At 68.9% G+C, this 8,277-nt stretch carries 6 protein-coding genes and 1 pseudogene; 4 read left to right on the top strand and 3 right to left on the bottom strand.

The genetic code is table 11. The features are described from left to right. Both UUA_RS20090 and UUA_RS15605 read right to left on the bottom strand, forming a co-directional pair. Nucleotides 1–96 (bottom strand): annotated as a pseudogene (locus tag UUA_RS20090) (GIY-YIG nuclease family protein); the annotation flags it as partial. A 163-nt stretch (nucleotides 97–259) separates the two neighbouring features. After that, nucleotides 260–1,351: a PQQ-dependent sugar dehydrogenase gene (locus tag UUA_RS15605; RefSeq protein ID WP_008438569.1), complete on the bottom strand. Its 1,092-nt coding sequence runs from the start codon at nucleotides 1,349–1,351 to the stop codon at nucleotides 260–262. Between the two features lie 102 nt (nucleotides 1,352–1,453). Here UUA_RS15605 and UUA_RS15600 point away from each other — a divergent pair, with 102 nt between their 5' ends. The 4 genes from UUA_RS15600 to UUA_RS15585 all read left to right on the top strand — a co-directional run bounded on the left by UUA_RS15600 (nucleotide 1,454) and on the right by UUA_RS15585 (nucleotide 4,714). After that, nucleotides 1,454–2,926, top strand: coding sequence for an AAA family ATPase (locus UUA_RS15600; protein WP_008438567.1), 1,473 nt, complete (start codon nucleotides 1,454–1,456; stop codon nucleotides 2,924–2,926). 95 nt (nucleotides 2,927–3,021) lie between these two features. Then, complete coding sequence (locus UUA_RS15595) at nucleotides 3,022–3,834, top strand: class I SAM-dependent methyltransferase (protein WP_008438566.1); 813 nt, start codon at nucleotides 3,022–3,024, stop codon at nucleotides 3,832–3,834. A gap of 25 nt (nucleotides 3,835–3,859) precedes the next feature. Continuing rightward, complete coding sequence (locus UUA_RS15590) at nucleotides 3,860–4,078, top strand: DUF3820 family protein (RefSeq protein WP_008438565.1); 219 nt, start codon at nucleotides 3,860–3,862, stop codon at nucleotides 4,076–4,078. A gap of 24 nt (nucleotides 4,079–4,102) precedes the next feature. Then, a complete protein-coding gene (locus UUA_RS15585; protein ID WP_008438564.1) occupies nucleotides 4,103–4,714 on the top strand; it encodes a 2OG-Fe(II) oxygenase in 612 nt (203 codons plus the stop codon). A gap of 134 nt (nucleotides 4,715–4,848) precedes the next feature. On the opposite strand, the gene UUA_RS15580 is transcribed toward UUA_RS15585, so the two are convergent. Further along, nucleotides 4,849–8,232 carry a GH92 family glycosyl hydrolase gene (locus tag UUA_RS15580; protein WP_050981904.1) on the bottom strand — a complete coding sequence of 1,128 codons (3,384 nt, stop codon included), beginning with the start codon at nucleotides 8,230–8,232 and terminating at the stop codon, nucleotides 4,849–4,851. Between the last annotated feature and the right edge of the window lie 45 nt (nucleotides 8,233–8,277).

Below are 8,277 nucleotides of genomic sequence, written 5' to 3'. Positions count from 1 at the left end.
CTTCGGAGTTGAATCCGCCTTGTGTTGCCAGACGTGTTTGACCAGATCGCTGGTTACGCCGGCGTAGAGAACGCCGTTCTTCTTGCTTGCCAGCATGTAGACGCAGGGTTGTCGCCGGTCCATGGCTTTCTCGCTAGCTGGAGGAAATGCGATTCCTGCCTGCGCAGGAATGACGGCGGGGTGATGTCGGGCCTGCCGCTTCTTAGCCGTCATTCCTGCACAGGCAGGAATTGCACTTGGCATCGGCACCGCGCGAATCTCACGGCTTGTACGTCACCCGATACACCGCCCCGGCCAGGTCGTCGCTGACCAGCAGGCTGCCGTCGGGCAGTGGCTGCACGTCGACCGGGCGGCCCCAGGCGCTCTCGTTCTGCTCGAAGCCGGTGATCAGGGGCTCGTACGCCACCACCTTGCTGCCACTCAGGCGCACCGTCATCACCCGGTAGCCGGATTTCTTCGTGCGGTTCCACGAGCCGTGCTCGGCGACCAGGATCGCGCCCCGGTAGCCGGGCGGAAACATGCGGCCTTCGTAGAAGCGCATGCCCAGCGCGCCCACGTGCGCGCCCAGCTTCAGCACCGGAGGCACGTAATCCTTGCAGCGGTGACCCTTGCCGAACTCGGGGTCGAGCGTGTCGCCCTGGTGGCAGTACGGGTAGCCGAAATGCTGGTCGGTGCCGGTGATCTCGTTCAGTTCGTCGCTGGGCATGTCGTCGCCCATCAGGTCGCGGCCGTTATCGGTGAACCACAGGCGCTTCGTGCCCGGCTGCCAGTCGAAGCCTACCGAGTTGCGGATGCCGTGGGCCACGTCCTGCCAGCCGCTGCCGTCGGCGTTCATGCGGATCAGCTTGCCGTGTGCCGGTGCCGGGTCGCAGATGTTGCACGGTGCGCCGATCGGCACATACAGCTTGCCGTCCGGACCGAACGCGATGAACTTCCAGCCGTGGTGGGTTTCGCTGGGCAGTTTGTCGGTGACCACGGCCGGCTGCGGCGGATCGTCCAGGTGATTCTCGATGTCGCGCAGCACGTAGATCCGGCTCACCGCGGAGACGTACAGGTCAGCGCCCTTGAACGCCACGCCCACCGGCAGCTGCAGGCCGCTGGCGACCACCCGCACCCGGTCGGCGACGCCGTCGCCGTTGGTATCGGTGAGCGCGTAGACCTTGCCGGCATCGTTGGAACCGACGAACACCGTGCCCTTCGCGCCCAGCGCGAGCTCGCGCGCGTCCGGCACCTGGTCGGAGTACACCGCGATGTGGAAACCCTTGGGCAGGGTCAGCCGATCCAGCGGCGGCGGCGCCGCCAGCGCCGGCAGCGACGACAGGACCAGCAGCAACGGCAGCAGAAGACGCATGGCGGTGGCTCCGTGATCGAAAGGGAAGGCGCAGCGTATACCGGAGCGCATGGAGCCAGAAACCCCGCCGCCCGCTAAACTGCGCCCTTTCGGGGGGAGCGCATGAGCGAACTGGACGACCTCACCACCCTGGTCCGCGCAGCTACGCCGCTGCTGGTGATCGAGACGGTGGACGAGCAGCGGGTGATCGAGTGCTTCCGCCACGTGATCGCGCAGGCGCTGCACCCGCTGTGGCGCTGGACCCTGACCGACGGCCTGCAGCGGCTGGACTTCGCCGCCGCCGGCAGCGTGGCGCCCGACGCCACCGCCACGCTGGAGGCGATCCGCGCCCAGGACGAGCGCGGCATCTATCTGATGTTCGATTTCCACGGCCTGCTCGGCTACGCGATGAGCCTGCGCCAGCTGCGCGAGATCGTGCAGCGCCAGCGCTCGGCCGCGCACACCATCGTGCTGGTCGGCGCCAAGGTCGAGCTGCCCGATGAACTGGAGGCACTGTCGCTGCGCGTGCCGCTGGCGCTGCCCGACCTGAAGGAGCTCGCCGGCATCCTGCGCGGCGAGGCGGTCGCCTGGCAGCGCGAACAGAACCGCCGCATCGAGGTGGACAACGATGCCGCGCGCACCATCGTGCGCAACCTGCTCGGGCTGTCCGCGCCGGACGCACGGCGCATCGTGCGCAAGCTGATCTACGCCGACGGCGCGCTCGGCCCGAACGACCTGCCGGTGCTGATGCAGTCCAAGTTCGAGCTGCTCAACCGCTCCGGCCTGCTGCACTACGAATACGCCACCGCAAGCTTCGCCGACATCGCCGGCGTGGCGCGCGTGCGCGAGTGGGTGGCGCGACGCCGCGCGGTGTTCCTCGCCGCCGCGCCCGACCCCGTGCTCGACCCACCGAAAGGCGTGCTGCTGCTTGGCGTGCAGGGCTGCGGCAAGAGCCTCGCCGCCAAGGCGATCGCCGGCGGTTTCGGCGTGCCGCTGGTGCGGCTGGACTTCGGCACGCTGTACGACAAGTACCAGGGCGAGACCGAGAAGAACCTGCGCGAGGCGCTGACCAGCACCGAGTTGCTGGCGCCGTGCGTGCTGTGGATCGACGAGATCGAGAAGGGCCTGGCCGGCGGCGGCGAAGACGGCGGCGTGTCACGCCGCGTGCTTGGCTACCTGCTGACCTGGATGGCGGAACGCAAGGCCAAGGTGTTTGTCGTCGCCACCGCCAATGCGGTCAACGAACTGCCTGCCGAGCTGCTACGCAAGGGCCGCTTCGACGAAATCTTCTTCGTCGACCTGCCGAAGGAATCCGTGCGCGCCGAGATCTTCGGCATGCACCTGAAACGCCGCAAGCTCGACCCCGCCGGCTTCGACCTGCCCACTCTCGCCGCCGCCAGCAACGGCTGCTCCGGTGCCGAGATCGAGCAGACCATCGTCAGCGCGCTGTACGACGCCGCCGGCAACGGCACGCCGCCGGACCAGGCCACCCTGCTCCACGCGCTGCAGCAGACGCGTCCATTGTCGGTGCTGATGCGCGAACAGGTGGACGCGCTGCGCGCGTGGGCGCAGGGGCGCTGCGTGGCGGCGGACTGAACGACCCCGAGCCGCGCTGCGCAACGCCGGCGCGGTTCCGTCCTGCGTCCGGTTTCGGCGTAGTCTGGAACGCCCATCGTCAGGAGGGTCGAATCATGTTTCGTCATACCTGCAAGCTGCTCATCCCGCTGCTCGCGGCACTGCTGCTCCCTGTCGCCGCCAGCGCCACTTCTGCCACCGCGCCTGACCGCACCACCGCGGCACTGCAGCAGGCGGTGAACGGCCACTGGCGTTCCGACGCGAACCGGGCCCGCGACCAATATCGGCATCCGCTCGAGACCCTGCAGTTCTTCGGCATCAAGCCCGACATGACGGTGATCGAACTGGCACCCGGCGGTGGCTGGTACACCGAAATCCTCGCGCCCTTCCTCCACGCGCACGGCCACTTGGTCGAAGCGGCGCCACCATCAGCCGCTAAGTTCACCGCCAAGCTCAAGGCCGACCCGGCGGTGTACGGGCACATCACGAAAATCATCCCGTTCGCCCCACCGGATCAGGTGAAGCTGGGCGCTGACCACTCCGCCGACATGGTGCTCACCTTCCGCAACACGCACGACTGGCTCAACCACAGCCCGGCCACGCTCGATGCGGTGTTCAAGGCTGCATTCAACGTGCTCAGGCACGGCGGCGTGTTCGGCGTCACCGAGCACCGCGCCAAGCCGTTCGCCGATAGCGTGGAAAGCGCCGGGGCGTTGCACCGTCTCCCCGAGGATTACCTGATCGCGCTGGCCCTCAAGACCGGTTTTCGCGTGGGCGGCGTATCGCAGATCAATGCCAACCCGAACGACCCGGAAGACATCAACGTGCACCGCCTGCCGCCGGATCTGTCCGGCCCTGACAACGAGCACGCGCAGATGAAGGCGATCGGCGAGTCGGATCGAATGACGTTGAAGTTCGTGAAGCCGTGAGGGGCTGTTCGCGGAGTAGGCGTCGATGGAAGCGCAGGACCTGCAAAAACTGGTGACGGTGCACATGCCGTACGGCAAGTACCAGGGGCGGCTGCTCGCTGACCTGCCCGGCGCGTATCTCGCCTGGTTCGCGCGCAAGGGCTTTCCGAGCGGCGAGCTGGGCCGGCTGCTGGCGCTGATGCTGGAGATCGACCACAACGGCTTGTCCCGGCTGCTGGAGCCGCTGCGCCGGCGGTCTTCCTGAAACCCCGCCGGCTACACTGGGCGTATGGATGATGCCAGCCTTTTTCGCACCGCCGCCGACACCCTGGCCGGCGAGGGCTGGTGCGTGCTGAACGGCCTGCTGACGGCGGCGCAGACTCGTGCGCTGGCCGACGAGTGTGCTGCGCTATATGCGGCGCGGCGGCTGGCGCCGGCACGGGTCGGTGCGACGCACATGGCCACGGAGTTGCGCGGCGACCGCACGCAGTGGTTCGATCCCGCCGCCCCGAGCGGGCCGCAGCAGGCGTTCCTCACCCGCATCGACGCGTTGCGCCGCGCCCTCAACCGCGAGCTGATGCTGGGCCTGGTGGAAAGCGAGGCGCACTACGCGGTGTATGCGCCCGGCGCGCGCTACGCACGGCATCTCGACCGCCTGCGCGACGATGACGCGCGGGTACTCTCGGCGGTGTTCTACCTCAACGAGGGCTGGCAGGAAGCCGATGGCGGCGCGCTGCGGCTGTACCGGGGCGACGGCACGCACCGCGACATCCTCCCGCACGCCGGCACGCTGCTGCTGTTCCTCTCCGCGCGGTTCGAACACGAGGTGCTGCCGGCCACACGCGACCGCCTGAGCATCCCCTGCTGGATGCGCCAGCGCAGCCCTGACCGGGCCGTGTAGGAGCCTGCTCGCGGGCGATTGCTTTTGATCTCGCGAATCCCGGCTTTCGACAGACGAAGGTCTGGTCATCCCGGCTCGCAACAGACGAACGTCTGGTCATCCCGGCTACGGAGGTATCGCCCGCGAGCGGGCTCCTACGGGTTGGGTGCGGCGCCGAGCAGTTCGATCTCGGCGAGGGCTTGCCTGGCGCCATCCGTCGATGGATCCAGGCGCAGCCGGTAGTACGCGTACTCGCCCGGTTCGCGCACGGCGAAAGCCCGGGTCTGCTGCGGCCAGGCGAAGCGTTCGGCGCGGCGCGTATCGAGGGTGGACCAGTGCTGCCCGTCGGCGGACCCCTGCAACTGCCAGCCCGACGGCGCCGCGAGCGTGCTGCCGGTGGTCAGCGTGAGCATGCTCACCCGCAGCGGCCGCGCGAAGCGCCAGTCGATCGTGGTCGATGCGCCGGGCAGCACCACCTCGGCACCAGAGTCGTGGTTGAACAGCAGCGGCAGGCCCGCAATGGCGGGCGCGGCGTGGGCGCGGCCCAGCCGCTGGTCAAGCAGATTGCGCCACGGCTGCGGTTGGCCCGCGACGGTGAGCGATGGCGGCGCGGCATCTTCGCCGCTGGCCCAGCGCGAAGGCCCCGGTCCCATCGCGAACTGCAGCGTGGCACCCTGCGCCAGCAGCGCATGCGGCAGGGTCAGCCGGTTCCACGGCCGGCCGTTGAGGCGCAGGCCCTGCACATAGCGGTTGGTGTCGCTGACTGCCGGCGCGTCGATCACCAGGTGCTTGCCGTTCTCCAGCGCGATGTCCATGTGCGGGAAGTACGGTGCGCCGATCACGTACTCCGGCGTGCCCATGCGCAGCGGGTAGAAGCCGGCGGCGCTGAACAGGTACCAGGCGGACATCTCGCCGTTGTCCTCATCGCCGGGATAGCCCTGGCCGATTTCGCTGCCGACGTAGAGGCGGCTGAGCACGTCGCGCACCTTGTCCTGCGTCTTCCACGGCTGTCCGGCAAAGTCGTACATGTAGATGAGGTGGTGCGAAGGCTGGTTGCTGTGGCCGTACTGACCCATGCGCACGTCGCGCGCCTCCAGCATCTCGTGGATCGGTTCGCCGTAGCTGCCGACATGGAACTCGCCCGGCGTGGCGAAGAACGCGTCGAGCTTCGCCGCCAGCGCGGCGCGGCCGCCGTACAGCGCGGCCAGACCGGCGCCGTCCTGCGGTGCGTGGAAGGCCATGTTCCACGCATCGGTCTCGGTGTAGTCGCCACCCCAGCGCAGCGGGTCGAAATCCTGCGCGTCGTGGTGCCACTGACCCGCCGCGTCGCGGCCGACGAAGAAGCCGACGGCGGGATCGAACAGGTTCACGTAGCCCAGCGCGCGCTGGCGGAAGTACGCCGCGTCGTCGGCGTAGTGCACGGCGTACGGATCGTCTGTCGCAAGTTGCTGCGCCAACGCGGCGGCGAGGTTGCCGATCGCGAAGTCGTTGATGTAGCCGTCCATCGACCACGACAGTCCCTCGTCCACGCCAGTGTCGGTGTAGCCGTTGAAGATCGAACGCTGCAGCCCCTTGCGGCCGGTGCCGGCGAGCGGGCTGACCACCGTGGCGTCCTTCAGGGCGGACTGGTAGAACGCGCGCACGTCGAAGTGGCGCACGCCTTTCAGCCACGCATCGGCGAACGCCACGTCGGCGCTGGTGCCCACCATCAGGTCGGCGTAGCCGGGCGAGGACCAGCGCGCGATCCAGCCGCCGTCGCGGTACTGCTGCACGAAGCCGTCGATCATCTCGCCGGCTTTCTTCGGCGTGAACAGCACGTAGGCCGGCCACGCGGTGCGGTAGGTGTCCCAGAAACCGTTGTTGACGTAGGGCCTGCCGTCGACGATCCGCCCGCCGGTCTGCGTCGGCGTGTACTGGCTGACCGGCGCAGAGAACGGGCTGGCATACCGGTAACGCGGCTGCGTCGCGCTGCCGGTGTTCTCGTAGGCCTCGTTCGGATACAGGAACAGGCGATAGAGATTGGAATACAGCGTGGTCCGTTCGTCGGCGCTGGCGCCATCCACGCTGACGATGCCGAGCTGCGCATCCCACTGCTGCTGCGCGCGCCCGCGCACGTCGTCGAAGCTCTTGCCCGGCGCAATCTCCAGTGCCAGGTTGTGTTGCGCCTGCTGCAGGCTGATCAGCGAGGTGGCGATGCGCAGGTTCAGGACTTTCGTCTTGGTGGTATCGAAGCCGAACCAGGCGGCGACGTGGTCGCGCCCTTCGCCGCCCAGGCGCCCGCTCTCGCTGACCGGCTGGTCGAGCGTGCCGTAGAAGAACAGCCGGGTGGCGCCGGCGGAGAGCCGGCTCTTCGCGTCGGACCAGCCGCTGAAGCTGCGCGTCGCCGGGTCCAGCACGATGCCGCCGCGGTCGTCGCGGTTGTCGAACACCAGCTGCGAGCGGTCGCCCGCGAAGGTGAAGCGGAACATCGCGGCATGGTCGGTCGGCGCGACCTCGGCGACGATGCCGTCATCGAACGCCACGCGGTAGGTGTGCGCGTGCGCGGTCTCGTTGGCATGGCTGAAGCTCAGCGCGCGCGCCGCGCGGTTCGCGCTGGGCGCGCCATGCGCCACCGCCGCCGGCATCAGCTGGAAGGTCTGCCGATCGCCCATCCACGGGCTCGGCTCGTGCGACAGCGCGAACGCCTCCAGTCGCGGCCGGTTGTCGGCGCCGTTGCGCTGCTGGTACTGATACATCCAGTCGGAGCCGGCGTCGGTCACCGGCGTCCAGAAGTTGAAGCCGTGCGGCACGGCCACCGCGGGAAAGGTGTTGCCGCGCGAGAAGCGGGCGTTGGAGTTGCTGCCGCGGCGGGTGTCGACGAACTCGCTGGGGCGCCGGCGCGTATCGGTGGGCGCGGTGCCGAGGCGCAGGTCGTCCAGGTAGCCCTCGAAGCGGGCGGCCGGGCCGTCGTGCATCAGCACGATGCGCCTGATCGTGCGCCCGGCGGCGACCGCGCCGACGTCGATCGCAAGGTAGTTCCACTGGTCCGGATACAGCGTGCGACCGTCGCCCTGCGCGCGCGCCGCAGCGCCGACACGGTGCTGGTCGCGTCCGCCGCGGGTGGACAGCCGGCTGCCGTCGTCGAACAGCAGGTCCACCGCCACGTAGTTGGCCGGGTTGCGCAGGTCACCCGCGTTCGACAGCGGGAAGACCAGGTACGACAGCTGCGTATCCGGTTGCACCGGCAGGTTCACCGCGTACAGTTCCGCCTGCTGCTGGCCACCGGCGCTGCCACGGTAATGCAGCGAATGCTGTCCGCTGAAACCGACGCCCGGCTTGGCGGTCAGTGCCGCCACCTGACCGGGGCCGCCGGCCACCTCGACCGTGAATGCGGCGCCCGCCAGCGGCGGCGCCGACGCCGGTTCGCCGCTTTCGAACGAACGCAGGAAGCTGATATCCACGGCGCCGGCCGCAAGGCACGGCAGCAGGCAGGCCAGCCAGAGGCCTCGACGCAGCACGCCGGACGCGACCCGCCATGCCTTACGTCCCGATCCAACCATGTCCGCCCCCGCACGCCCGCGATGATGGTGCGCATTCGTCCGTGG

Origin of the sequence: Rhodanobacter thiooxydans LCS2 (genome assembly GCF_000264375.1) — a bacterium.
Lineage (GTDB): Bacteria > Pseudomonadota > Gammaproteobacteria > Xanthomonadales > Rhodanobacteraceae > Rhodanobacter > Rhodanobacter thiooxydans.
This window is presented reverse-complemented; position numbering and strand designations above follow the sequence as displayed.

Excerpts from the sequence above, each read along its gene's own strand:
- UUA_RS15605 (WP_008438569.1), bottom strand. The coding sequence starts at position 1,351 with ATGCGTCTTCTGCTGCCGTTGCTGCTGGTCCTGTCGTCGCTGCCGGCG.
- UUA_RS15600 (WP_008438567.1), top strand. The coding sequence starts at position 1,454 with ATGAGCGAACTGGACGACCTCACCACCCTGGTCCGCGCAGCTACGCCG.
- UUA_RS15595 (WP_008438566.1), top strand. The coding sequence starts at position 3,022 with ATGTTTCGTCATACCTGCAAGCTGCTCATCCCGCTGCTCGCGGCACTG.
- UUA_RS15590 (WP_008438565.1), top strand. The coding sequence starts at position 3,860 with ATGGAAGCGCAGGACCTGCAAAAACTGGTGACGGTGCACATGCCGTAC.
- UUA_RS15585 (WP_008438564.1), top strand. The coding sequence starts at position 4,103 with ATGGATGATGCCAGCCTTTTTCGCACCGCCGCCGACACCCTGGCCGGC.
- UUA_RS15580 (WP_050981904.1), bottom strand. The coding sequence starts at position 8,232 with ATGGTTGGATCGGGACGTAAGGCATGGCGGGTCGCGTCCGGCGTGCTG.